Origin of the sequence: Paraburkholderia sp. GAS38 (assembly GCF_050434965.1) — a bacterium.
In the GTDB taxonomy this organism is placed as follows: Bacteria; Pseudomonadota; Gammaproteobacteria; order Burkholderiales; family Burkholderiaceae; genus Paraburkholderia; species Paraburkholderia phenazinium_A.
Genome location: NZ_JBNDJO010000019.1, coordinates 87,113 through 109,141 on the forward strand (window position 1 = coordinate 87,113; position 22,029 = coordinate 109,141).

Genomic DNA, 22,029 nt, shown 5'->3' on the forward strand with positions numbered 1-22,029 from the left:
AGGGTCATCAGAAGAAGCGCGTCGGCCGGCGCAGGCTCACCGGCGTATGACGCGCCACGCGCGCTGCGCCCGACTGCACGCGCGTCCGGCGGGCAGTGGCACGCTTGTACCACGTTGGCATGGCGGTCTGCTTGACGCGCCAGTTCTTGCGCCTGGGCGCGGCGGCAGCCGTGCTGCGCCAGGACGTCGAACTCGGCCAGGATGTCGAACTGGACATGAGGCCGCTATCCGCGGCGCCTTCCAGCGCCCCGCCGGCAATGCTGGGGCTCACGGACGAACCCGAACCCCACGCCTCGTTCAGCTCGGTTTCGTGCTTGCGCAGATTGTCGTGGACGGTGTTTTCGACGTTGCTCGCCGCCGTTTCGAACTCGGTCTTCATGCGACGCAATTCGTCGAGTTCGATTTCACGCGTGACTTCGGCCTTCACGTCGTTGATATAGCGCTGCGCGCGACCGAACAGCGCCCCCGCCGTGCGGGCGACGCGCGGCAGCCGCTCCGGCCCGAGTACGACCAGCGCGACGACGCCGATCAGCGCCATCTTGGTTAGACCGAGGTCCAGCATGAGGTGGGGTTCCCGTCAGTACGCGGATGGACCGCGGCTTAGCGGTAGTCGCTCGAGCGCGGCGTCTTTTCTTTGGCGTCGACGTCCACCGTGTCGGTGCGGGGCAGCTCGCGCTGTTGCGCGTCGCCGGCCGGTGTCTCCGCTTCTTTCATGCCTTCCTTGAAGCCCTTCACTGCGCCGCCCAGGTCAGTACCGATATTGCGCAGCTTCTTCGTGCCGAACACGAGTGCCACGATCAGCAAAACGATCAGCCAGTGCCAAATACTCAACGAACCCATGACTACTCTCCTTAACCCCGACATCGCGTTTGCACGCGTCGAACATCTGCGCCTTACGGCCCGAATCGAAGCGCGTACGCCTCATCTATACGTTGCCGCCGCTGCTTCGGATTCCCCCAGCGGCTCTGCGCACGATTGTGGTCAGGCAATCGCGACGGCGTCATTACATCTCAAGAGAAAACGCCTTCGCTCCGCCGTCCGCCATCATACGCAGTTCAATACGCCTGTAGAACGCGATCGAACCGTCTGCGTTCGCGGCGCCCCGGCGCTTACCCCATCCGTTGCCACGGACGCGGTCCCGCCAGAATATGCGCATGCAGGTGGTACACCTCCTGACCGCCGCCCGGCCCGGTGTTAATCACCGTGCGAAAGCCGGTCTCGCCGCCGGTGTAGGCCACGCCGAGCTGCTCGGCGAGACGCGCCACCAATACGAGCATTCTACCAAGCAGCGGTGCATCGCCTTCGCTGCAGTTCGACAGCGTTTCGATGTGCTTGCGCGGAATCACCAGCACATGCGTCTCGGCGGCCGGACGGATGTCGCGAAAGGCGACGAACTCGTCGTCCTCATGGACCTTGGTGGACGGGATCTCGCCCGAGGCGATCTTGCAGAAAAGGCAATTTGAGTCGTGGCTCATGTGTGTCCTGAAGCGCAAACGGGCGGGCGGCGGGACCAGACGTCAGAACCACGCCCGCGGATTCAGCAGCGGCTTGTTGTCGTACAGATACAGCCAGCCCTTGATGATACGGTACAACATCCAGATCCCGACAGCCCACAGGATCGGAATTCCGATCACGACGAAAAACAGCAGGCCGCCGATCAGATAGCCGAGCATGCACCACCAGAACGTGCGCATCTGCCACTGGAAATGCGCCTCGTAGGGCGTGCCCACCACGTCGGGCCGCTTCACATAATTGACGATGATGGCGATCAGCACCGAGATGCCGCCCGTCAGCCAATAGACCGCGTAGAGGGCGTACAGCACATGCGTCAGGGTGCGCGCGCTGCGCTCGCGGTCGGATTCGACGGCATTGCGGTAGGACGGCGGCGGGGGTGGCGGATAAGCACCTTGCGACTGTTCCATGTTTGCGTCCTCCTTCCTGTTGGCGTTCGGTTGACCTCAGTTGACGTCAGTCGCCTTGCTGCTCGCGCTCGCGGCTCTTGCGCAGCGCCTTCTCTTCGATCCCCGACATGCCTTCGCGGCGTTCGAGCTCGGCGAGCACATCGGCTGGGCTCAGATCGAAGTGCGACAGCATCACGAGGCAATGGAACCAGAGATCGGCCACTTCGCCGACCAGCGCGGTGGGCGCGCCGCCCTGGCGCACGTCCTTGGCGGCGAGCACGACCTCAGTCGCTTCTTCGCCGATCTTCTTCAAGACCGCGTCGTCGCCCTTGTGGAACAGGCGCGATACATACGACACGTCCGGATCGCCGCCCTTGCGGCCGTCGATCACTGCGGCGAGGCGCAGCAGGGTGTCGTTCGTCGATTGCGAGTTTTGCGTCATTTGTAGATGTGTTCGGGGTCTTTCAGGACGGGCTCGACAGCGACCCAGTCGCCGTCGTCGACCGTCCCTTCGAATTTCTGGAAAAAGCACGAATGGCGGCCGGTATGGCAGGCAATGCCCGATACCTGCTCGACCTTCAGCAGCACGACGTCTTCGTCGCAATCGAGCCGCACTTCATGCACGTGCTGCACGTGGCCGGACTCTTCGCCCTTGAACCACAGACGCTGACGCGAGCGCGAGAAATACACCGCGCGGCCGGTCTCGACCGTCTTGGCGAGCGCCTCGCGGTTCATCCACGCGAACATCAGCACGTCGTTGCTCGAGGCTTCCTGCGCGATCACCGGCACGAGGCCGTTCGCGTCCCACTTCACCTTGTCGAGCCAATCTACTGCCGTAGGGTTCACCACGTCACAACCTCACCGAAATGCCTTGTTCGGCCATGAAGCGCTTGGCCTCGCCGACCGTGTGTTCGCCGTAGTGGAAAATGCTGGCGGCCAGCACGGCGTCCGCGTGACCGTCCTTGATGCCGTCTGCCAGATGCTGCAGCGAGCCGACGCCGCCCGAGGCGATCACCGGAATCGACACGGCGTCCGACACGGCGCGCGTAAGCGCCAGGTCGAAGCCGCTCTTGGTGCCGTCGCGGTCCATGCTGGTGAGCAGGATTTCGCCGGCGCCGAGTTCGGCCATCTTGCGCGCCCATTCGACCGCTTCCAGCCCGGTCGCCTTGCGCCCGCCATGCGTGAAGACTTCCCAGCGCGGCGTTTCGCCGTCGGCGGAGACGCGCTTGGCGTCGATCGCGACCACGATGCACTGCGAGCCGTATTTATCCGTGGCGTCGCGCACCAGTTGTGGGTTCGCGACCGCCGACGAGTTCATGCTGATCTTGTCCGCGCCCGCGTTCAACAGGCGCCGCACGTCTTCGACCGCGCGCACGCCGCCGCCGACCGTCAGCGGAATGAATACCTGCGACGCCACCGCTTCGATGATCGGCAGGATCAGGTCGCGCTGGTCGGAGGTGGCGGTGATGTCGAGGAAGGTGAGTTCGTCGGCGCCCTGCTCGTCGTAGCGACGGGCAATTTCGACCGGGTCGCCGGCATCGCGCAGTTCGACGAAGTTGACGCCTTTGACCACACGGCCAGCCGTGACGTCGAGACAGGGGATGATACGTTTAGCTAGAGCCATGATCGTGCAAATTCTTGCCAATACCGCTGATGAGGCCGCTCATACCGGAGCGGCGCAATGCCGGCGCGCGTTGCCGTGCCGGGCTGGCCTGGGTCGGCCTGGGTTGGCCTAGGTTGGCCTTCGCTTGCCTCGACGGCCGGCGCTGCCTTGCAGCGTAGGGTCGCCGCAGTCCAGAGCGACCAGGCATCCGCACCCGCGGCGCCGAAACGCGTCAGGCGTCGTCCGACTCGCGCAGCTTGTCGGCGAGCGTCTGAGCCGCCGCAAAGTCGAGGTCGCCCGAATAGATGGCGCGACCGCAGATCACGCCTTCGATGCCTTCGACTTCGACTTCGCACAGCGCTTCGATGTCGGCGAGGTTCGACAGGCCGCCGCTCGCGATCACCGGAATCTTCACCGCGCGCGCGAGGCGCACCGTCGCTTCGATGTTGATCCCCTGCAGCATGCCGTCGCGGCCGATGTCGGTGTAGATGATCGACTCGCAGCCGTAGTCCTCGAACTTGCGCGCGAGGTCGGCGACTTCGTGGCCGGTCAGCTTGCTCCAGCCGTCCGTGGCCACCTTGCCGTCTTTCGCGTCCAGCCCGACGATGATATGGCCGCCGAACGCCGTGCAGGCGTCCTGCAGAAAGCCCGGGTTCTTCACCGCCGCCGTGCCGATGATCACGTACGACAGACCGTCGTCCAGATACCGCTCGATGGTGTTCAGGTCGCGGATGCCGCCGCCCAGCTGGACGGGAATCTCGCCACCGACTTCCTCGATGATCGCGCGGATCGCGTCTTCGTTCTTCGGCTTACCGGCAAATGCTCCATTGAGGTCGACGAGGTGCAGGCGCCGGGCACCGCGGTCGACCCAGTGTCGGGCCATCGCCGCCGGTTCCTCGGAGAAAATCGTCGCCTGGTCCATGTCGCCCTGTTTGAGGCGTACACACTGACCATCTTTCAGGTCGATGGCGGGAATCAGCAGCATAGCAATCGGGTCTAGTCAGGGAAGAAGGTTTAAAGTCGGGCGGCGCCGAAAAGCCGGATGAGGCTGCTCGCGCGCCGTTTCGCTAGTTTAGTACAACTCTTTCAGGAGCCCGGCGCACGTGCGTCGGGCACAAAGACGCAGCGCCGCACGCCGCCACGGTACGAATCAGGCGGCTCACGGTACAACGAAAGATGGGACGGCAGGCGCTCACGGGTTCCAGTGCACGAAGTTTCGATACACGCGCAGACCCGCTTCAGCGCTCTTTTCCGGGTGGAATTGGGTTGCGAAGATGTTATCCCGCGCCACCGCCGAGGTAAAGGGCACGCCGTACACAGTCTCGCCCGAGGTGTGCGCCGCATTGTCCGGCTGCACGTAGTAGCTATGCACGAAGTAGAAGAAGCTGCCGTCCGCGACGCCGTCCCACAGCGGGTGCGGCAGGGTCTGACGGACGCGGTTCCAGCCCATCTGCGGCACCTTGAAGCGCGAACCGTCGTCCTGCAGCTGGCCTTCCAGGTCGAAGCGCAGCACCTTGCCGGGCAACAGGCCGAGCCCTGGCGTGCCGCCCTCGGCGCTCCAGTCGAACAGCATCTGCTCGCCCACGCACACGCCCATCAGCGGCTTGCTGCGCGACGCTTCGACGACCGCCTCCTGCAGGCCCGATTCGGCGAGGCTGCGCATGCAGTCGGGCATCGCGCCCTGGCCGGGCAGCACGACGCGGTCGGCCGCGCGAATCGCTTCCGGCCGGTCGACGATCGCCACCTCCGCTTCCGGCGCGGCCTTTCTCAATGCCTGGGCGACCGAACGCAGGTTGCCCATTCCGTAATCCACAATCGCAATCGAAGTTTTCATTTCAAGTTAGGCAGTAACGCCTTCAGACCGTCGACGATGAATTCCACCGCCAGCGCCGACAACATCAAACCCATGAGCCGCGTGCCGATATTGATGCCCGTTTGCCCCACCCAGCGGGCGATCGGTTCAGCAAGCCGCAGCGAAAAAAAGCAGATCGCCGCCAGCACCGCGCCGATAACGATAAGACTAATCCGGTCGTACCAATGCGGCGAGTGGGCCGCATAGATGATCACCGTGCTGATGGCGCCCGGCCCCGTCAGCAGCGGGATCGCGAGCGGCACCACGGCGACGTTATCCTTCTGCTCGGCCTCGTGACGCTCTTCCGGCGTCGAACGGCTGTTGCCGATCTGCGCATTCAGCATATTGATCGCCATCAGCAACATGATGATGCCGCCGCCCACCTGCAGCGAGCCCACCGAGATGCCGAAAAAGCCGATGATCTGCTGCCCGAGCAGCGTCGTCACCGCGATCACGAAGAACACTGAGATCGCAGCAATCCGGATGGTCCGGCGCCGCTCGCCGTCCGACTGCTGGGCCGTGAGGCTCATGAAGAACGGAATCGCGCCCACCGGGTTGATCAACGCCAGCAGCGAGATAAACGACTTGAGGATATCCATCGCAAGCCAGGCCCACGCAAGGCGCGCGCCCGGTCCGGTTAGTCCTGCTTGCTCACTCGCCTGATTGCAAGAAAACGCCGGGCAGCCCCAGGTTTTCTTGCCCACCCCCCTTGGGGGGCCTGGCGCGAAGCGACAGGTTTGGGGGCTCTTATAAGCTACCTTTGGTCGACGGAATCTGCCCTGCCGCACGATCGTCCAGTTCGACGGCCATGCGCAGCGCCCGTCCGAACGCCTTGAACACCGTTTCCATCTGGTGATGGGCATTCAGGCCGCGCAGGTTGTCGATATGGAGCGTCACGCCGGCGTGGTTCACAAAGCCGCGGAAAAATTCGATGGAGAGATCGACGTCGAACGTACCGATGCGCGCGCGCGTGAACGGCACGTGAAATTCGAGGCCCGGGCGGCCGGAAAAATCGATCACCACGCGCGACAGCGCTTCATCCAGCGGCACGTAAGAATGACCGTAGCGACGGATGCCCTTCTTGTCGCCGACGGCCTTCGCGACCGCCTGCCCCAGCGTGATGCCGACGTCTTCGACCGTATGGTGGTCGTCGATATGCGTGTCGCCATGCGCCTCGATGTCGAGATCGATCAACCCATGCCGCGCGATCTGGTCGAGCATGTGGTCGAGGAACGGCACACCGGTGGCGAGCTTTTGCTTGCCGGTGCCGTCCAGATTGATCTTGATACGGATCTGCGTTTCGCTAGTGTCGCGAACGACTTCCGCCTGGCGCATGGTAATTCCTCGAATCTGACTATGAAAGATGGGGGTTTGGGGGGAACGCCGGATGCCGCGCCCGCTACGCGGTGCGCGGTGCAACGGCACGCCGTTTAATGCAGCACGAGTTTCAGTGCGGCCAGCAGTTGCGCGTTTTCTTCAGGGGAACCCACCGTCAGACGCACGCAATTCGCCAGCAATGGGTGCATTTTACTCACGTTTTTGATCAAAACCCGCGCGGTAAGCAGCGTTTCGAACATAACGGATGCGTCAGGCACCCGCACCAGCAGGAAGTTGCCGGCGCTCGGGAACACCTGCGCGCCCGGCAACTGGCCGACGGCCTGAGCCAGCTTTGTACGTTCCTCACGCAATTGCGCGGCCTGCGCGTCGAGCACGTCGAGGTGATCGAGCAGGAAATCGGCCGTGGCCTGCGTCAGCACATTGATGTTGTAGGGCGGGCGCACCTTGTCGAACTCGGTCAGCCAGGCCGCGCGTCCGGCCAGATAGCCGAGGCGAATGCCGGCGAGGCCGAGCTTCGAGACCGTGCGCATGACGACCACGTTGTCGAACGCGTCGGCGCGCGGCAGCCAGCTTTGCTGCGCGAACGGCTGGTACGCCTCGTCGATCACCACCAGACTCTTGTCCGCGGCGGCGATGATGCGCTCCATGTCGGCGTCGTCGTACAGCGTGCCGGTCGGATTGTTCGGATACGCCAGGTAGACGATGGCCGGCTGATGCTCGGCGATGGCGGCGAGCATGGCTTCGACGTCGAGCGTGAAATCGGCCTTGAGCGGCACGCCGACGAATTCCAGATTCGCCAGTTTGGCCGACAGCTGATACATCACGAAGCCCGGCACCGGCGCGAGCACCTTGGCGCCCGGCTGGGCACAGGCCATCGACACCATGCTGATGATCTCGTCCGAGCCGTTGCCCAGCAGTACTTCGCAGTTGGCCGGCACGCCCATCGCGCGTTTGATTTTCTCGAGCAGCGCTTCCGGGCGCGGCGCCGGATAGCGGTTCAGCGCGACGCCGGCGAGACGCTCGCCGAGTTGCGCCGCGAGCGGCGCCGGCAAGGGGAACGGGTTTTCCATCGCGTCGAGCTTCACGAAGCCTGTCGCGTCCGGAACCGGATAACTCGTCATCGCGAGCACGTCGCGGCGAATGATGTCTTGAGGTGTCGTCATGGATGGGCGGACTGTTCCGTACAACGGACCAGTCATGCAGGGGCGGCGCGAGAGCCGCCCCGGTTGGTCAAGGTCGGTGAGGCGCCGGCTGGATGACACCAGCCTGGCGCGCTCAGCCGTTCTGCTTCATCCGGTATTCGGCGCTGCGGGCATGCGCCGGCAGTCCTTCGCCATACGCGAGTTCCGCGGCGATCTCACCGAGCGTCTGCGCACCTTCCGCGCTGACTTCGATCACGCTCGAGCGCTTGAAGAAATCATAGACGCCAAGCGGCGAGGAAAACCGTGCGGTACGCGACGTAGGCAGCACGTGATTCGGGCCCGCGCAGTAGTCGCCGAGGCTTTCGCTGGTGTAGCGGCCAAGGAAGATCGCGCCCGCATGGCGGATCAGCTTGCCCCATTGATGCGGCTCGAGCGCGGAAATCTCGAGGTGTTCCGGGGCGATGTCGTTGGCGATCGCGCAGGCTTCGGCCATGTCGCGCACCTTGATCAGCGCGCCGCGCCCTTCCAGCGAGGCGCGGATCACGTCCTGGCGCGGCATGGTGGGCAGCAGCTCGTTGATCGCGTCATGCACGCGGGCAATGAAGGCGTCGTCCGGGCACAGCAGGATGGATTGCGCGAGCTCGTCGTGCTCGGCCTGCGAGAACAGGTCCATGGCGACCCAGTGCGGATCGGTGGTACCGTCGCACAGCACCAGGATCTCGGAAGGACCGGCGATCATGTCGATGCCCACCGTGCCGAACACGCGGCGCTTGGCCGACGCGACATACGCATTGCCCGGGCCGCAGATCTTGTCGACCGCGGGCACGGTAGCGGTGCCGTAAGCCAGCGCGCCGACGGCCTGCGCACCGCCAATGGTGAACACGCGGTCCACGCCGCCCAGCAGCGCCGCCGCCAGCACCAGCGGATTCTTCACGCCGTCCGGCGTGGGCACGACCATGACGATTTCGCGCACGCCGGCCACCCGCGCCGGGATCGCGTTCATCAACACCGACGACGGATACGCGGCCTTGCCGCCCGGCACGTAGATGCCGGCGCGGTCCAACGGCGTGACCTTCTGGCCCAGCACGGTGCCGTCGGATTCGGTGTACTGCCAGCTATGGCTGCCGCATTCGATCTTCTGCTTCTCGTGATACCCGCGCACACGGCCAGCGGCGGCTTCGAGCGCGGCCCGGCGACGTGGATCGAGCCCTTCGAGAGCCGCTTCGAGTTCCGACATCGGCAATTCGAGCGAGGCGACGCTCGGCGCCGTAAGACGGTCGAAGCGGTTGGTGTACTCGAGCACGGCGGCATCGCCGCGCACCTTCACATCGGCCAGAATCTGCGCGACCGACTGCTCGATCGCTTCATCCTCGCTCGCCTCGAACGCGAGCACCGCGTGCAACGCCTTCTGGAATTCGGGAGCGCTGGAGTCGAGTTTGCGAATCTTGATAGACATGCTGGTATCCGTTTCGGTAAGGCGCGCCCGATGCTCCTTCAACTTGCATCAGGCAACATCAGGCGGCATCGGGCCGCATCAGGCATCGTCAGGCGCTTAGGCCACCGCATCGGCGCGCCGCGACGCGCGTTCGAACGCGTCGAGGAACGGCCGCAGCGCGGCACGCTTGAGCTTGAGTGCGGCCTGGTTCACGACGAGGCGCGACGAGATCTGCATGATCTCTTCCACCTCGACAAGATTATTGGCGCGCAAGGTGCCGCCCGAGCTGACCAGGTCGACGATCGCATCGGCAAGGCCCACCAGAGGCGCGAGTTCCATCGAACCGTACAGCTTGATCAGGTCGACGTGCACACCCTTCGCGGCAAAATGCTGGCGCGCGGTTTCCACATATTTGGTGGCGACGCGCAGCCGCGCCCCCTGGCGCACCGCGTTCTCGTAATCGAAGCCCGCCGCCACGGCGACCGACATCCGGCACCGCGCGATGTCGAGGTCGACCGGCTGATACAGGCCGCTGCCGCCATGCTCGAGCAAGACGTCCTTGCCCGCCACGCCGAAGTCGGCCGCGCCGTATTCGACGTAGGTCGGCACATCGGTGGCGCGCACGATGATCACGCGCAGGTTCGCGTCGGTGGTCGGCAAGATCAGCTTGCGCGAGGTTTCCGGGTCTTCGACCACCTGCACGCCGGCCGCCTCGAGCAGCGGCAAGGTCTCTTCGAAGATACGTCCTTTCGACAGCGCCAACGTGAGCGGTGTGCTCACCGCCGTCGAGGACGAGGTTTGCGGCAGCGCGCTCATGCCTGGCTCCCCGCAATGCGGCGCACCTTCGCGCCGACCGCCGTCAGCTTCGACTCCATGCGGTCGTAGCCACGGTCCAGGTGATAGATGCGGTCGATCAGCGTCTCGCCGTCGGCACACAGACCGGCGATCACGAGGCTTGCCGAGGCGCGCAGGTCGGTGGCCATCACCTTGGCGCCCGACAGCTTGTCGACGCCGTTCACGAGCGCCGTGTTGCCGTCGATCGTAATGTTGGCGCCGAGGCGGTTCAGTTCCTGGACGTGCATGAAGCGGTTTTCGAAGATCGTCTCGACCACCTGGGCCGTACCGTTGGCGATCGTGTTGAGCGCCATGAACTGCGCCTGCATGTCGGTCGGGAACGCCGGGTACTCGGAGGTGCGCACGCTCACCGCCTGCGGACGCCGGTCCATGCGCACGCGCATCCAGTCGTCGCCTTCCTCGATCGTCACGCCGGCTTCGCGCAGCTTTTCCGTCACGGCTTCCAGGATCAGCGGACGCACCTTGCGCAAGATCACATCGCCACCGGCGGCCGCGACCGCGCACAGGAACGTGCCCGCTTCGATACGGTCGGGAATTACCGTGTGCTTCGCGCCGTGCAGCTTGTCGACGCCCTGGATCACGAGACGGTCGGTGCCGATGCCCTCGATCTGCGCGCCCATTTCGACGAGCAGGTGCGCGAGATCGCCCACTTCCGGCTCGCGCGCGGCGTTTTCGATCACGGTCTCGCCTTCGGCCAGCACGGCTGCCATCAGCAGATTCTCGGTGCCGGTGACGGTGATCATGTCGGTCACGATGCGCGCACCCTTCAGGCGCTTCGCGCGGGCTTCAATAAAGCCGTGCTCGATGGTGATCTCCGCGCCCATCGCCTGCAGGCCCTTGATGTGCTGGTCGACCGGCCGTGCGCCGATGGCGCAGCCGCCCGGCAGCGACACCTTCGCCTCGCCGAAGCGTGCGAGCAGCGGCCCGAGCACGAGGATCGAGGCACGCATGGTCTTCACCAGCTCATACGGTGCGACGAGGTTGTCGACCTTCGAAGCATCAAGCAACACGCGACCCGCGCTGGATTCGGTGCGCACACCCATCTGGTTGAGCAGCTTGAGCGTGGTGCGCACGTCCTGCAGGTCAGGCACGTTCTCGAGATGAACCGGCTCCGCGCTCAGCAAGCCGGCGCACAGGATCGGCAAGGCGGCGTTCTTCGCCCCCGACACGACGATCTCACCGGCCAGCCGCTGGCCGCCTTCAATGACGAGTTTGTCCATACCTGTCAGTTCCTGATCGATCCGGCTCTGCACCGGAGCTGCATTGCTTTCTGCGGCGGCGCCGCTACCGGCCTCGCGCCTGTCTTGTGTAATTCGCACTAACGTTCCAGATTACGCGTTTTGCCATTCGGCGGGCGTCAGCGTCTTCATGCTGAGCGCGTGGATTTCTTCGCGCATGCGGTCGCCGAGCGCCGCATACACGAGTTGATGACGCTGGATCAGCCGCTTGCCTTCGAAGCTCGGAGACACGATGGTCGCAAAGAAATGCTGACCGTCGCCTTCGACTTCCAGATGCTCGCAGGCGAGTCCAACCGCGATGTATTGCTTGACCTGTTCAGGAGTCGGCAACATGGGAAAGCTCCTCGTCAGTGGCGCAGTTTGTAGCCGGAGGCGAGCATGCGCATCGCCGCCACGGCCAGCACCACGAAGAAACCGGCGACGATGGCCAGGCTCACGAGCGGATCGATATCCGAGACCCCGAAGAAACCGTAGCGAAAGCCGTCGATCATGTAGAAAAAGGGATTCAGCCGCGACACTTCGCGCCACACCGGCGGCAGCGTATGCGTCGAGTAGAACACGCCCGACAGGAACGTGAGCGGCATGATCAGAAAATTCTGGAACGCGGCGAGCTGATCGAACTTCTCGGCCCAGATGCCGGCGATCAGACCGAGCGTGCCGAGAATCCCCGCGCCCAGCACGGCAAAGGCAATGATGATCAAGGGCGCGCTGAAACTGAGCGGCACGAACCAGATTGTCACGATAAACACGCCGAAGCCGACCGCCAGACCCCGCACCACCGAAGCCAGCACATACGCGCAGTACATCTCATAGTGGGACAGCGGCGGCAGTAGCACGAACACCAGGTTGCCGGTGATTTTCGACTGGATTAGCGACGACGAGCTATTGGCGAACGCGTTCTGCAACACGCTCATCATTACCAGCCCCGGAATCAGGAAACTCGTGTACTCGACGCCCGGATAGACCTGCACGTGACCGCGCAGCGCGTGGCCGAAAATCGTCAGATACAGCAGGGCCGTGATCACCGGCGCGAGGACCGTCTGGAACGCAACCTTCCAGAAACGCAGAATTTCCTTGTAAAACAGCGTGCGAAATCCACTAAAACCGCTCATGCAAGCCCCTCGATCACTTCCGGACCGTTCATCACCTGAACGAAAACGTCTTCGAGGTCGGCCTTGCGCACCTCGACTTCTTCCAGCTTGCAACCGGCGCTGCGGCATTGGGCGAGAATCCGCTCGACCTCGTCGTAGCTCGCGAGACGCAGCAGATGCTGCCGGCTATGGCCGTTGCCCGCGCCGGACTCGACTTCGAGCGGCCGCAATTCGGCCGGCAGCACGCCCTCGGTAAAGCGCAGGAACAGTTGCATGCCGGCAAAGCGTTGCAGCAGCGTGCTGGTGCGCTCGAGCGCGACCACTTCGCCGCGCCGCAACATCGCAATCCGGTCGCACAGCGATTCCGCTTCTTCCAGATAGTGCGTGGTCAGCACGATCGTGTGGCCTTCGCGATTCAGGCGCGAGATGAACTTCCACAAGGTTTGACGCAGCTCCACGTCGACGCCCGCGGTGGGCTCGTCGAGCACGATCACCGGCGGCCGGTGCACCAGCGCCTGCGCGACCAGCACGCGGCGCTTCATCCCGCCCGACAGCGCGCGCATGTTGGCGTCGGCCTTTTCGGTGAGATCGAGGTTGGCCATCACCTCGTCGATCCACGCGTCGTTGTTGCGCAGGCCGTAGTAGCCGGACTGGATGCGCAAGGTCTCGCGCACCGTGAAGAACGGGTCGAACACGAGTTCCTGCGGCACGACGCCCAGCGCCCGGCGCGCGTCGCGGAAATCAGTGACGACGTCGTGGCCGCGCACCGCGATGCTGCCTTCATCGGCGCGCGCGAGACCGGCGAGTATGCTGATAAGCGTCGTTTTGCCCGCGCCGTTCGGACCGAGCAGTCCGAAAAACTCGCCTTCTTCCACCGTGAGGCTGACGCCCTTGAGCGCCTGAAGATCTTTGTAGCGCTTCTTGACGTTACGAATTTCTATGGCTGGCATGACTGTGCGCCGCTTTGGATCACGGCGCCTGATAGGTGCGCAAAGTGCTGGAGGGGACGAAATTGGGGCTCGCTTCAAGTACAACCCGAGCCGCAAAAAACGTTTGATTATAGGGCAAAGTCGGGAGTCCCGACCTGGCCCGGGGGATTGGGAGGTGACGCCGGAAGCGTCAGTAGAGCGTCAATGTCGCGAGGAGAGGAGGACGTCGACGCCGTAGGCGTGCGCCAGGCTGGCGAGGCCAGCCGGCAGATTGACGATGTCGAGCGCGGCGCCGCGTGCCTGGGCGGCACGCTGCCATGCGATCAGCACGGCGAGCGCCGACGAATCGAACTGCGCGAGCGGCGCGCAATCGACACCGGTCGCGCCCGCCGCGATACGCTGCAGCCCCGCCGCGAGCGCGGTTTTGGCGCTCGCGTGGGTCAGCGTCGTACCGGTTTCGAAACGGCCCGCTACGGAGCGGACCTCGGCGTTCACCGCTGTGCTCACGACTGCTTGCCTGCGGCGAGTTGCTGGTTACGCTGCGTGAGGAACTGGATCAGCCCATCCACGCCGTGCTGCTGGATCTGCTCGTTGAACTGTTGCTGATACGCCTGGATCAGCCATGCGCCGAGCACGTTGATGTCATACACGCGCCAGCCTTGCGCCGTCTTGTACAGACGGTAGTCCAGTTCCACCGGCGAACCGTTGTTCATGACCACCGAGCGCACCACCGTGTCGGTGTCGTCCGGGTTCATGCGGAACGGCTTGTACTGGATCTGCTGGTCCTTGACCTGCGCCAGCGCGCCGGAATACGTGCGGATCAGCAGCATCTTGAACTGCTCGACCACCGCGTTTTGCTGGTCGGGCGTCGCGGCGCGCCAGTTGCGGCCCATCGCCAGTTGCGTCGTGCGGCGGAAGTCCGTGTACGGCAGGATCTTCTCGTTGACGAGCTGGGTGATGTGGGAAATATCGCCCTGCTGGATCGACTTGTCGTTACGGACCGCGTCGACCACCTGCTGGGTGACCGTCTTGATCAGGGCGTCGGGCGCGCTGCTATCCACCGCTTGCGCGAACGCCGTGCCACCGAACGAAAAGAACGCAGCAAAAACCGAAATGAGGAAGAATTTTTTCATATTGAGCCTGACAGAATGAAATAGTGCAGCGCAAACCTTGGAACCGACAATAGCACGCGAGTTCATCCGCGATCCACGCGCAAACTGCGAGAGTCGTTTCCAGGTGTTACGACTGCCCCCTCAACGCAATTTGAACGATGGGAAATCAAGCCGCGGCGGGACGATCTGGTCGGCCGGCACCTGATCGTTCTCCGGACCGCCGTTCATATCCAGCGGCGGCGACGTCGACACACCGGAGGCAGGCGCCGCAGCGGCGGCGGTGGCGCCCGAAGCGCTTTGCGGAGCCGCTGCGCTGGCCGGCGCAGAAGCCGCACCCGGAGCAGAGGCCGCCGTTGCAGGCGCTGCGGCAGCCGACGCTGCGGCAGCCGGCGCCGCAGCGCTGCCATCCACATCGTCGTACTTGGGCAGCGGCGCATTGTCGCCGTAATCCGGCAACGACGCGTTGCCGCCGCCCTTGCCTTGCGACAGCAGATAGTTGCGGCGCTGCAGATAGGCGTTACGCACGAACGAGTATTTGTCGAGCGCCGCGCCTTCCAGCACGTCGCTCGCGCCCAGCAGGTTGGCCCGCGTGTTGACGATGTTCACGCCGTACAGCGCCCAGCTCAGGCCATCCGGATGAATGTACGACAGCGGATTGACATAGTAAGCGCCAATCGAGCCCACCGCGTCGCGCACCGTGCTCGGCCCGAACAGCGGCAGCACGAGGTACGGACCCGCCGGCACGCCATAGTGACCAAGCGTGAGGCCGAGGTCGTTGTCGTGCTTGGGCAGCTTCGCGAGCGTGGCCACGTCGAACAGGCCGCCCACGCCGAAGGTGGTGTTGATGACGATCCGCATGATGTCTTCGACGCCATCGGTAATCTTCAATTGCAGCAGGTTGTTCGCCGCAACGTAGACGTCGCCGATATTCGAGAAGAAGTTCGTCACGCTGTCGCGTATCGGCTGCGGCGTGATGTACACGTAGCCTTTGGCGACCGGCTTCAACGCGTACTGGTCGACCTTGTCGTTGAACTTGAAGACGGTGCGGTTCAACCCTTCCAAGGGGTCACCTTTGGTGGGGGTCTGGACGGTCGCACAGCCGGCCAGCATCGCCGCGCCGAACGCGAGCGCCGTGAAACGGACGCGCATGGTCTGCATTCTTGTTCTCCTTATTGACCCGACGCGCCCGAGGCGGGCACGGCCGGTGCCGGTGCCGCCGGCGCGGGGGCCGCAGCGGATGCGCCCGACTTGGCGGCACCCGAATCTGCCGCCTTGCTATAGAGGAATTGGCCGATCAGGTTTTCGAGCACGATGGCCGACTGCGTCATCGAGATCGTGTCGCCTGCTTTCAGCATTTCGCTATCGCCGCCCGGTTCCAGACCGATGTACTGCTCACCGAGCAGGCCCGAGGTCAGGATCTTGGCGGAGGTGTCCTTCGGAAACGGGTATTGCTTGTCCAGATCGATCGTCACCACGGCCTGGTACGAATTGCTGTCGAAACCGATCGAATCGACCCGGCCGACCGTCACGCCCGCGCTCTTCACCGGCGCGCGCGCCTTCAGGCCTCCGATATTGTCGAACTTCAGTTTGACCGGATAGGTTGCCTGAAACGACAAGGAGCTCATGTTGCCGGCCTTCAGCGCCAGGAACAGCAGCGCCACGAAACCCAGCACCACAAACAGGCCGACCCAGAAGTCGAGAGCAGTCTTTTTCATCGTCATCCCAAAGAGAATCCGTCGCGCCGGCCACCCCTTCCGCGCGGCGCAGGCAAGTCAATGCCCGCGGCGGAAGGCGCGTCGCGCGGTTTTTTTAGCTGAACATCAATGCGGTCAGCAGGAAATCGAGGCCGAGCACGGCCAGCGAGCCGTACACCACCGTCTTGGTCGTCGCCCGTGAAACACCTTCCGGGGTCGGTTTGGCTTCGTAGCCCTGGAAGAGCGCGATGAACGTCACCGCAAAGCCGAACACGATACTCTTGATCACCCCGTTGCCGACGTCAGCCCACACGTCGACGCCGCCCTGCATCTGCGACCAGAACGAGCCGGCATCCACGCCGATCATCAGGACGCCCACGACATAGCCGCCGCCGATCCCGACCGCGCTGAAAATCGCCGCGAGGATCGGCATGGAGATGATGCCCGCCCACAGGCGCGGCGCGACCACGATCTTGATCGGGTCGACCGCCATCATTTCCATGGCTGTCAGTTGCTCGCCGGCCTTCATCAGACCGATTTCAGCGGTAAGCGAGGTGCCGGCGCGGCCCGCGAACAGCAGCGCGGTGACGACCGGCCCGAGCTCGCGCACGAGCGACAGCGCCACCAGCAGCCCGAGCGCCTGCTCGGAACCGTAGCGGTTCAGCGTGTTGTAGCCCTGCAGCCCGAGCACGAAGCCGACGAACAGCCCCGACACCGCGATGATCACGAGCGAATAATTACCCACGAAGTGGATCTGCTTCGTGACAAGACGCGGACGGCGCAGCAACGGGAAGAATTCGAGCACCAGGCGGAAGAAGAGCCGCGTGGCATAGCCGGCGGTTTCAAGGCCGCCGATGACCGAACGTCCGATCGAACTGATCATGCCTGTCCCCCGCCGATGCCGAAGTCTGCCGCAAGCGGCGTGTTGCTGGGATAGTGGAACTTGAACGGACCGTCCGGCGCGCCGTCGATGAACTGGCGCACGGTGGGATCGGTCGAGGCCCGCAACTGGGCAGGTGTGCCTTCGGCGTGCACACCGCCGTTGGCGAGGAAATAGACGTAGTCGGCGATCGCGAACGACTCCGGCACGTCGTGCGTCACCAGAATCGAGGTGGCGCCGAGCGCCTGATTCAGCGCGCGGATCAGGTTGGCGGTGATGCCGAGCGAAATGGGATCGAGACCGGCGAACGGCTCGTCGTACATCATCAGTTCGGGGTCGAGCGCGATGGCCCGGGCGAGCGCCACCCGGCGCGCCATGCCGCCGGAAATCTCCGCCGGGGACAGGTCGCGCGCGCCACGCAGGCCGACCGCGTTGAGCTTCATCAACACCAGGTCGCGGATCAGTTCTTCGGGCAGATCGGTGTGCTCGCGTAGCGTAAAAGCCACATTTTCGAACACCGACATGTCGGTAAACAGGGCGCCGAACTGGAACAGCATGCCCATCTTGCGGCGCAGGGCGTACAGGCCGTCGCGCGTCTGCGCGCCGATGTCCTGCCCCTGGAACAGGATCTGGCCGCGCTGGGCGCGCACGAGGCCGCCGATCAGCCGCAGCACGGTGGTCTTGCCGCACCCCGAGCCGCCCATGACCGCGACGACCTGGCCGCGCTGGAAGCGCAGATTCAGGTTCGACAGGACGAGCCGGTCGCCGTAACCGAAGTCGACGTCGCGAAGCTCGAGAAGGGTCTCGGAGGAGGAGGGCACGAAGCTGACGATCCTTTTACACAGAAGGCCGAATTATAGGGCCATCATGCGAATGATGCCGTGACGCGCCCCGTCCCCGTAGACAGGGACGCCGCGATTATGGCGTAAACCCTCGCTGCATCGCAGAAATGGCGTCGGCCGGATCGGCGGCCTCGGTGACGGCACGCACGACGGCGGCACAGCCGACGCCCGTCGCCAGCACCTGCGGCAGCACCTGCCGGTCGATGCCGCCGATCGCCACCAGCGGCACGACGCCGTCGAGCAGGCGCACGTAGCGGGCGAGACGCGCGAGTCCTTGCGGCGCCGTGGGCATCACCTTGGTGGTGGTCGGGAACACCGCGCCGAGCGCGACGTAGCTGGGCCGGAAGTGCAGCGCGGTGAGGATCTCATAGTAGCCGTGCGTGGACAGACCGAGCCGCACACCGGCCGCGGCGAGCTTCGCGAGGTCGGCCTTGTGCAGGTCTTCCTGGCCGAGGTGGACGCCGTATGCGCCGGCTTCGAGCGCCAGTTGCCAATGGTCGTTGATGAACACCTGGGCGTCGTGCGCGCGGCCTGCGGCGACGCAGCGGGCGATCTCCCGCGCCAGTTCGCCCGGGGCGGCCGTCTTGCGACGCAGTTGAACCGTCTTCACGCCCAACCCAACCACCCGCTCGACCCATTCGGCGGTCGGCAGCACCGGGTACAGCCCGAGGCGTTCGGGGCAGCGCGCGAACGCCTGCTGCGGCGCCGCCGGCAAACCCGTCACGCGCGGAAAACGCGCCAGGTCCGAGGGCCAGGCATCAGCGCCGCGAGTTTCGTCGCCGTCGCGCCAGGCGAGCGCCAGCACCAGCGCGTCGTGCGGCGCAAAGCCACAATCGAGAAACGCGGCAAGCGCGGGGATCCAGTCTTCGGCCAGATGCCCTTCCAGCGAATAGCGCTCGCCGCCCAGATGCAGCGTCGCACGGCCTGCAGCCGCGACGATCACGCCCGCGCCCTGCACCTGCCAGCGCGCCACCTGTTCGCCGTGCTGCTGGGCGTCGGCGACGATGATCAGATCGCCGCCGTTGGCGTCGTCCGGCGCGGTCAGGCAGATGCGCCACGGCGCGTGGGTCGGCGGCCAGTCGCCCAGCCGCGCGCGGATGCGCTCGGCGGCTTCGGTCAGCTCGTCGGCAGGCGGCCAGAACAAGTCGCGGCCGCCGAGCGGCGAAGTCTGCGTCGAGGTCGCGTTCATGCTGCGCTCCCGTCCTGATGCCAGAACGGCATGCCGACCACCGGCGTGCTCGCGTGGGCGGTTTCACGTTCGGCCATCGGCCCCGCGAGATAGGCCTCGCGACCCGCTTCGACGCCCAGCGCGAAGGCGCGGGCCATCGCCTCGGGGTGAGTCGCCTGCGACACCGCGGTGTTCAGCAGCACGCCGTCGAAGCCCCATTCCATCACCTGCGCCGCATGCGACGGAACGCCCAGTCCCGCGTCGACGATCAGCGGCACGTCCGGCAGCCGCTCGCGCAGCACCCGCAGGCCGTACGGATTGATCACGCCCTTGCCGGTGCCGATCGGCGCACCCCACGGCATCAGCGCCTCGCAGCCGGCGTCGAGCAGGCGCCGGCCGATCACCAGATCTTCGGTACAGTACGGCAGCACCTTGAAGCCGTCCTTCACCAGCCGAGCGGCCGCTTCGATCAGGCCGATCGGGTCGGGTTGCAGCGTGTAGTCGTCGCCGATCAGTTCGAGCTTGATCCAGTCGGTCTCGAAGACTTCGCGCGCCATATGGGCGGTCGTGACCGCCTCACCGACGCTCTGGCAGCCAGCCGTGTTCGGCAGCACCGGCACGCCGTGGCGTTTGAGCAGGTCGAAAAAGCCGGCATCGGCGCCGCCGTCGTTCATCTGGCGGCGCAGCGCGACCGTGATCATGCCGGGCTTCGCGGCATCGATCGAGTCGGACAGCGACTGCAGCGACGGATAGCGCGAGGTGCCGAGCAGCACCCGGCTCGCAAAGGTTTGGCCGTACAGCGTGAGGGCGTCGGCGGGAATGGGAGCAGTCATCTGAAAATCCTTGTCTCTGGCAATGCGCGGGCCCTGGCCGCAGGCGACCACGTTTGGCCCGCAGGCGAGCGCCGTTTAGCCGCCGGCGACGGGTTGCACGACGTCGAGCTTGTCGCCCGCCTGCAGCGCGCGCGCGGCGTGCTGGGTGCGGGCAACAAAATCGCCGTTCAGCGCGACGGCGAACGGCGGACGCGCGCCGAAGGCAACCAGCGCATCGGCGACGGTCGCCCCGTCGGGGAGCGACAACGGCTTCTGATTGATATGAATGTCCATGGTGTTCAGATACGGTTCAATCGATCACGCAAGTGATGGGCACGACGGCCGATGCAGCCATCTTCGCAACGCTCATGCCGGCACCTGCGCGCAATTCTGTGGATCGAGCCGGGCGAGCTGAAACAGCTCGCTCCAGCGGGCATCGCGCCGCCAGCCGGCGAAGGCGTCGGCATCGCCGATGCGTCCTTCGAGCAGCGCGGCGGCAAAGCGGGCGGCTTCGTCCGCGACTTCCGGCACGATCATGTAGCCATGCCGGTACAGGCCGTTCACGCGCAAGGTCTGCGCGCCATCCCACACCAGCGCCGGACGGTGGTCCGGCAAGGTCGGGCGGCACTGCGAGTTCAATTCGAGAATGCGCGCCTCGCCGAAGCCCGGATGCACCGAGAACGCCGCGCTCAGCAATTCCAGCGCGGAGCGCACGCTGACCGGCGACATGTCTTCGCCTTCCACTTCGGTGGCGCCGATCACGTAGAGATCGTCCTGCTTCGGCGCGATATACAACGGGTAGCGCGGATGCAGCAGGCGCACCGGACGCGTGAGGCCGATACCGGGCGCATGCACGCGGGCGACCTCACCGCGGATGCCGCGCAAGGTGGGCAACACCGCCTTGGCGCCGAGTCCACGGCAATCGATCGTCACGCGGGCCGGCGGCAGGGCGTGATCGGCGACCGGCGTATTCCAGTGCGTCTCGACACCGCGTTCGGCCAGACCCGCGGCAAGCGCGCTGAGCACCTGGCGATTGTCGAGCTGCCCTTCGTGCGGCAACAGCCAGCCTTGCGTGAAACGGCCGGCGAGCGCGGGCTCGGTCGCCCCGAGCTGGGCGCCCGCTAGCGCGACAAAGCCGCCCTCGAGCAGATCCGCCGGCGCATTTGAGCGCACGCGGCGCTCGAACAACGGCGCTTCGGTGCGGTCGGCGTGATGCCAGACGACCAGCGTGCCATTGCGTTGAAAGAACACCGGTTCGGGCAATTCGGCCAGCACGCTCGGCCAGGAGTCGAGCGAGGCGGCGCCGAGGCGCGTGATCAGCAATTCGGCGCTGGCCGCTTCGGCGAGCGGGGCGAGCATCGCCGCCGCCACCCACGCGGCAGCCTGCGAGCCGGCGGCATCGCCGCGCTCGTACAGGGCGACGCGGTGCCCCGCGCCGGCGAGCCGCCATGCAACCAGCCGGCCGCACAGACCACCGCCGATGACGGCGAAATCCGCCTGGGCGTGCGTGCTCATCGCCGTCCCGCCGGCACGCGCAGAGCGGTTTGCGCCATGAGGGGACAAACGAGGCAATAAACTGAAGATTGAGCGGTCATCGTATCCTTTCCGTACGGCAACAGGCGCACGTACCCAAGGACGAAACCGGCTTGCGAGGCCGGCCGGGCAAAAGGCGCATCCAGTGACGGACGCCGCCCGGCGGGGAATGGAAGAAAAGCTGGAAGAAACGCTGACTTCCGGAAACTTCCCGCGCCGGTATTACCCGGATCGGGTGCAAAGGGTCTCTCTCAGCCTCGCCGCGGCGTGTGGCCCGCGCGCAAAGCACCCCTGTTTCGTCGAGAGTCATTAGACCATAAAAGGCGCGCGGGCCGCAAACCGGCGCGGCTGTGCGGCAGCCGCCACTGCCGATTGATGCAGCCGCGCGCGGCCCTCTGGCACAATGCAACGAGCGCACGGCTTCCCGCTTCACGCACGACAGGACAAGCGCCTCGCTGCGTCCGCCGCGATTAATTTTCGCTTAAGGCGCTCGGGCCAGAATCCGGCGACGGGCATCCGGCAACGGACGTCCAGCGTCGTGCGACGGGGTCGAGACGCAAGCCGCAATCGCAATACCGCCGTAGCGCCGACTCGTCATAGGCTG

The 22,029-nt window shown here is 65.1% G+C and carries 28 protein-coding genes and 1 riboswitch; all 28 genes read right to left on the bottom strand.

The genetic code is table 11. The features are described from left to right. Nucleotides 1-7: 7 nt before the first annotated feature. Entirely contained in the window at nt 8-562 is a 555-nt protein-coding gene (gene tatB / locus P3T42_RS32970) for a Sec-independent protein translocase protein TatB (protein WP_429308397.1), read from the bottom strand. Between the two features lie 38 nt (nt 563-600). Next, nucleotides 601-840: a Sec-independent protein translocase subunit TatA gene (gene tatA, locus P3T42_RS32975; protein ID WP_074301476.1), complete on the bottom strand. Its 240-nt coding sequence runs from the start codon at nt 838-840 to the stop codon at nt 601-603. Between the two features lie 269 nt (nt 841-1,109). Continuing rightward, on the bottom strand, nt 1,110-1,475 hold the full coding sequence (locus tag P3T42_RS32980) for a histidine triad nucleotide-binding protein (protein WP_074301475.1): 366 nt from the start codon (nt 1,473-1,475) through the stop codon (nt 1,110-1,112). A 42-nt stretch (nt 1,476-1,517) separates the two neighbouring features. Continuing rightward, the gene (locus P3T42_RS32985) at nt 1,518-1,922 is read right to left on the bottom strand and encodes a DUF4870 family protein (RefSeq protein WP_429308398.1); all 405 of its coding nucleotides are present in this window, start codon (nt 1,920-1,922) and stop codon (nt 1,518-1,520) included. Nucleotides 1,923-1,968: 46 nt separating this feature from the next. Then, on the bottom strand, nt 1,969-2,343 hold the full coding sequence (locus P3T42_RS32990) for a phosphoribosyl-ATP diphosphatase (protein WP_074301473.1): 375 nt from the start codon (nt 2,341-2,343) through the stop codon (nt 1,969-1,971). Continuing rightward, nucleotides 2,340-2,750: a phosphoribosyl-AMP cyclohydrolase gene (hisI, locus tag P3T42_RS32995; protein WP_171991746.1), complete on the bottom strand. Its 411-nt coding sequence runs from the start codon at nt 2,748-2,750 to the stop codon at nt 2,340-2,342. Before hisI ends, P3T42_RS32990 begins: the two co-directional genes overlap by 4 nt. A 1-nt stretch (nt 2,751) precedes the next feature. Continuing rightward, complete coding sequence (gene hisF / locus P3T42_RS33000) at nt 2,752-3,525, bottom strand: imidazole glycerol phosphate synthase subunit HisF (protein WP_429308399.1); 774 nt, start codon at nt 3,523-3,525, stop codon at nt 2,752-2,754. A 211-nt stretch (nt 3,526-3,736) separates the two neighbouring features. Further along, nucleotides 3,737-4,489, bottom strand: coding sequence for a 1-(5-phosphoribosyl)-5-[(5-phosphoribosylamino)methylideneamino]imidazole-4-carboxamide isomerase (gene hisA / locus P3T42_RS33005; protein ID WP_074301471.1), 753 nt, complete (start codon nt 4,487-4,489; stop codon nt 3,737-3,739). Nucleotides 4,490-4,696: 207 nt separating this feature from the next. Beyond that, entirely contained in the window at nt 4,697-5,338 is a 642-nt protein-coding gene (hisH, locus tag P3T42_RS33010; protein WP_074301470.1) for an imidazole glycerol phosphate synthase subunit HisH, read from the bottom strand. Further along, entirely contained in the window at nt 5,335-5,955 is a 621-nt protein-coding gene (locus P3T42_RS33015) for a MarC family protein (protein WP_074301469.1), read from the bottom strand. Before P3T42_RS33015 ends, hisH begins: the two co-directional genes overlap by 4 nt. 148 nt (nt 5,956-6,103) lie before the next feature. Further along, nucleotides 6,104-6,691 (bottom strand): imidazoleglycerol-phosphate dehydratase HisB, encoded by a 588-nt coding sequence (hisB, locus tag P3T42_RS33020; protein ID WP_074262644.1) that lies wholly within the window; start codon nt 6,689-6,691, stop codon nt 6,104-6,106. A gap of 95 nt (nt 6,692-6,786) precedes the next feature. Beyond that, nucleotides 6,787-7,857, bottom strand: coding sequence for a histidinol-phosphate transaminase (hisC, locus tag P3T42_RS33025; RefSeq protein ID WP_429308400.1), 1,071 nt, complete (start codon nt 7,855-7,857; stop codon nt 6,787-6,789). Between the two features lie 112 nt (nt 7,858-7,969). After that, a complete protein-coding gene (gene hisD / locus P3T42_RS33030; RefSeq protein ID WP_429308401.1) occupies nt 7,970-9,292 on the bottom strand; it encodes a histidinol dehydrogenase in 1,323 nt (440 codons plus the stop codon). A gap of 96 nt (nt 9,293-9,388) precedes the next feature. After that, nucleotides 9,389-10,087, bottom strand: a complete 699-nt coding sequence (hisG, locus tag P3T42_RS33035; protein WP_429308402.1) for an ATP phosphoribosyltransferase — start codon at nt 10,085-10,087, stop codon at nt 9,389-9,391. After that, nucleotides 10,084-11,346 (bottom strand): UDP-N-acetylglucosamine 1-carboxyvinyltransferase, encoded by a 1,263-nt coding sequence (gene murA / locus P3T42_RS33040; protein ID WP_429308403.1) that lies wholly within the window; start codon nt 11,344-11,346, stop codon nt 10,084-10,086. The genes hisG and murA overlap by 4 nt, the downstream gene beginning before the upstream one ends. Before the next feature lie 111 nt (nt 11,347-11,457). After that, nucleotides 11,458-11,697: a BolA family protein gene (locus P3T42_RS33045; protein ID WP_074262648.1), complete on the bottom strand. Its 240-nt coding sequence runs from the start codon at nt 11,695-11,697 to the stop codon at nt 11,458-11,460. 14 nt (nt 11,698-11,711) lie between these two features. Next, a complete protein-coding gene (locus P3T42_RS33050) occupies nt 11,712-12,476 on the bottom strand; it encodes an ABC transporter permease (RefSeq protein WP_074301464.1) in 765 nt (254 codons plus the stop codon). Beyond that, nucleotides 12,473-13,405: an ABC transporter ATP-binding protein gene (locus P3T42_RS33055; protein WP_074301463.1), complete on the bottom strand. Its 933-nt coding sequence runs from the start codon at nt 13,403-13,405 to the stop codon at nt 12,473-12,475. The genes P3T42_RS33050 and P3T42_RS33055 overlap by 4 nt, the downstream gene beginning before the upstream one ends. Before the next feature lie 180 nt (nt 13,406-13,585). Then, complete coding sequence (locus P3T42_RS33060; protein WP_253190245.1) at nt 13,586-13,891, bottom strand: STAS domain-containing protein; 306 nt, start codon at nt 13,889-13,891, stop codon at nt 13,586-13,588. After that, nucleotides 13,888-14,517, bottom strand: a complete 630-nt coding sequence (locus P3T42_RS33065; RefSeq protein ID WP_074301462.1) for an MlaC/ttg2D family ABC transporter substrate-binding protein — start codon at nt 14,515-14,517, stop codon at nt 13,888-13,890. Before P3T42_RS33065 ends, P3T42_RS33060 begins: the two co-directional genes overlap by 4 nt. A gap of 120 nt (nt 14,518-14,637) precedes the next feature. Further along, a complete protein-coding gene (locus tag P3T42_RS33070) occupies nt 14,638-15,654 on the bottom strand; it encodes an MlaA family lipoprotein (protein ID WP_429308404.1) in 1,017 nt (338 codons plus the stop codon). A gap of 11 nt (nt 15,655-15,665) precedes the next feature. Next, a complete protein-coding gene (gene mlaD / locus P3T42_RS33075; RefSeq protein ID WP_074301832.1) occupies nt 15,666-16,211 on the bottom strand; it encodes an outer membrane lipid asymmetry maintenance protein MlaD in 546 nt (181 codons plus the stop codon). A gap of 94 nt (nt 16,212-16,305) precedes the next feature. Beyond that, nucleotides 16,306-17,073, bottom strand: coding sequence for a lipid asymmetry maintenance ABC transporter permease subunit MlaE (mlaE, locus tag P3T42_RS33080; RefSeq protein WP_074301460.1), 768 nt, complete (start codon nt 17,071-17,073; stop codon nt 16,306-16,308). Beyond that, nucleotides 17,070-17,891 (bottom strand): ABC transporter ATP-binding protein, encoded by an 822-nt coding sequence (locus tag P3T42_RS33085; RefSeq protein ID WP_074301459.1) that lies wholly within the window; start codon nt 17,889-17,891, stop codon nt 17,070-17,072. The genes mlaE and P3T42_RS33085 overlap by 4 nt, the downstream gene beginning before the upstream one ends. A gap of 97 nt (nt 17,892-17,988) precedes the next feature. After that, nucleotides 17,989-19,101 carry a thiamine phosphate synthase gene (gene thiE / locus P3T42_RS33090; protein WP_429308405.1) on the bottom strand — a complete coding sequence of 371 codons (1,113 nt, stop codon included), beginning with the start codon at nt 19,099-19,101 and terminating at the stop codon, nt 17,989-17,991. Further along, entirely contained in the window at nt 19,098-19,913 is an 816-nt protein-coding gene (locus tag P3T42_RS33095) for a thiazole synthase (RefSeq protein WP_429308406.1), read from the bottom strand. The genes thiE and P3T42_RS33095 overlap by 4 nt, the downstream gene beginning before the upstream one ends. Nucleotides 19,914-19,988: 75 nt before the next feature. Further along, nucleotides 19,989-20,186: a sulfur carrier protein ThiS gene (gene thiS, locus P3T42_RS33100; protein ID WP_429308407.1), complete on the bottom strand. Its 198-nt coding sequence runs from the start codon at nt 20,184-20,186 to the stop codon at nt 19,989-19,991. A gap of 72 nt (nt 20,187-20,258) precedes the next feature. After that, a complete protein-coding gene (locus P3T42_RS33105) occupies nt 20,259-21,407 on the bottom strand; it encodes an FAD-dependent oxidoreductase (RefSeq protein WP_429308408.1) in 1,149 nt (382 codons plus the stop codon). Between the two features lie 209 nt (nt 21,408-21,616). After that, nucleotides 21,617-21,728: riboswitch (TPP riboswitch) on the bottom strand. Nucleotides 21,729-22,029: the final 301 nt, after the last annotated feature.

What these genes read in the sequence shown, in the direction of transcription:
- tatB (WP_429308397.1), bottom strand. Translation starts at nt 562, where the DNA reads ATGCTGGACCTCGGTCTAACCAAGATGGCGCTGATCGGCGTCGTCGCG.
- tatA (WP_074301476.1), bottom strand. Translation starts at nt 840, where the DNA reads ATGGGTTCGTTGAGTATTTGGCACTGGCTGATCGTTTTGCTGATCGTG.
- P3T42_RS32980 (WP_074301475.1), bottom strand. Translation starts at nt 1,475, where the DNA reads ATGAGCCACGACTCAAATTGCCTTTTCTGCAAGATCGCCTCGGGCGAG.
- P3T42_RS32985 (WP_429308398.1), bottom strand. Translation starts at nt 1,922, where the DNA reads ATGGAACAGTCGCAAGGTGCTTATCCGCCACCCCCGCCGCCGTCCTAC.
- P3T42_RS32990 (WP_074301473.1), bottom strand. Translation starts at nt 2,343, where the DNA reads ATGACGCAAAACTCGCAATCGACGAACGACACCCTGCTGCGCCTCGCC.
- hisF (WP_429308399.1), bottom strand. Translation starts at nt 3,525, where the DNA reads ATGGCTCTAGCTAAACGTATCATCCCCTGTCTCGACGTCACGGCTGGC.
- hisA (WP_074301471.1), bottom strand. Translation starts at nt 4,489, where the DNA reads ATGCTGCTGATTCCCGCCATCGACCTGAAAGATGGTCAGTGTGTACGC.
- hisH (WP_074301470.1), bottom strand. Translation starts at nt 5,338, where the DNA reads ATGAAAACTTCGATTGCGATTGTGGATTACGGAATGGGCAACCTGCGT.
- P3T42_RS33015 (WP_074301469.1), bottom strand. Translation starts at nt 5,955, where the DNA reads ATGGATATCCTCAAGTCGTTTATCTCGCTGCTGGCGTTGATCAACCCG.
- hisB (WP_074262644.1), bottom strand. Translation starts at nt 6,691, where the DNA reads ATGCGCCAGGCGGAAGTCGTTCGCGACACTAGCGAAACGCAGATCCGT.
- hisC (WP_429308400.1), bottom strand. Translation starts at nt 7,857, where the DNA reads ATGACGACACCTCAAGACATCATTCGCCGCGACGTGCTCGCGATGACG.
- hisD (WP_429308401.1), bottom strand. Translation starts at nt 9,292, where the DNA reads ATGTCTATCAAGATTCGCAAACTCGACTCCAGCGCTCCCGAATTCCAG.
- hisG (WP_429308402.1), bottom strand. Translation starts at nt 10,087, where the DNA reads ATGAGCGCGCTGCCGCAAACCTCGTCCTCGACGGCGGTGAGCACACCG.
- murA (WP_429308403.1), bottom strand. Translation starts at nt 11,346, where the DNA reads ATGGACAAACTCGTCATTGAAGGCGGCCAGCGGCTGGCCGGTGAGATC.
- P3T42_RS33045 (WP_074262648.1), bottom strand. Translation starts at nt 11,697, where the DNA reads ATGTTGCCGACTCCTGAACAGGTCAAGCAATACATCGCGGTTGGACTC.
- P3T42_RS33050 (WP_074301464.1), bottom strand. Translation starts at nt 12,476, where the DNA reads ATGAGCGGTTTTAGTGGATTTCGCACGCTGTTTTACAAGGAAATTCTG.
- P3T42_RS33055 (WP_074301463.1), bottom strand. Translation starts at nt 13,405, where the DNA reads ATGCCAGCCATAGAAATTCGTAACGTCAAGAAGCGCTACAAAGATCTT.
- P3T42_RS33065 (WP_074301462.1), bottom strand. Translation starts at nt 14,517, where the DNA reads ATGAAAAAATTCTTCCTCATTTCGGTTTTTGCTGCGTTCTTTTCGTTC.
- P3T42_RS33070 (WP_429308404.1), bottom strand. Translation starts at nt 15,654, where the DNA reads ATGCAGACCATGCGCGTCCGTTTCACGGCGCTCGCGTTCGGCGCGGCG.
- mlaD (WP_074301832.1), bottom strand. Translation starts at nt 16,211, where the DNA reads ATGAAAAAGACTGCTCTCGACTTCTGGGTCGGCCTGTTTGTGGTGCTG.
- mlaE (WP_074301460.1), bottom strand. Translation starts at nt 17,073, where the DNA reads ATGATCAGTTCGATCGGACGTTCGGTCATCGGCGGCCTTGAAACCGCC.
- thiE (WP_429308405.1), bottom strand. Translation starts at nt 19,101, where the DNA reads ATGAACGCGACCTCGACGCAGACTTCGCCGCTCGGCGGCCGCGACTTG.
- P3T42_RS33095 (WP_429308406.1), bottom strand. Translation starts at nt 19,913, where the DNA reads ATGACTGCTCCCATTCCCGCCGACGCCCTCACGCTGTACGGCCAAACC.
- thiS (WP_429308407.1), bottom strand. Translation starts at nt 20,186, where the DNA reads ATGGACATTCATATCAATCAGAAGCCGTTGTCGCTCCCCGACGGGGCG.
- P3T42_RS33105 (WP_429308408.1), bottom strand. Translation starts at nt 21,407, where the DNA reads ATGAGCACGCACGCCCAGGCGGATTTCGCCGTCATCGGCGGTGGTCTG.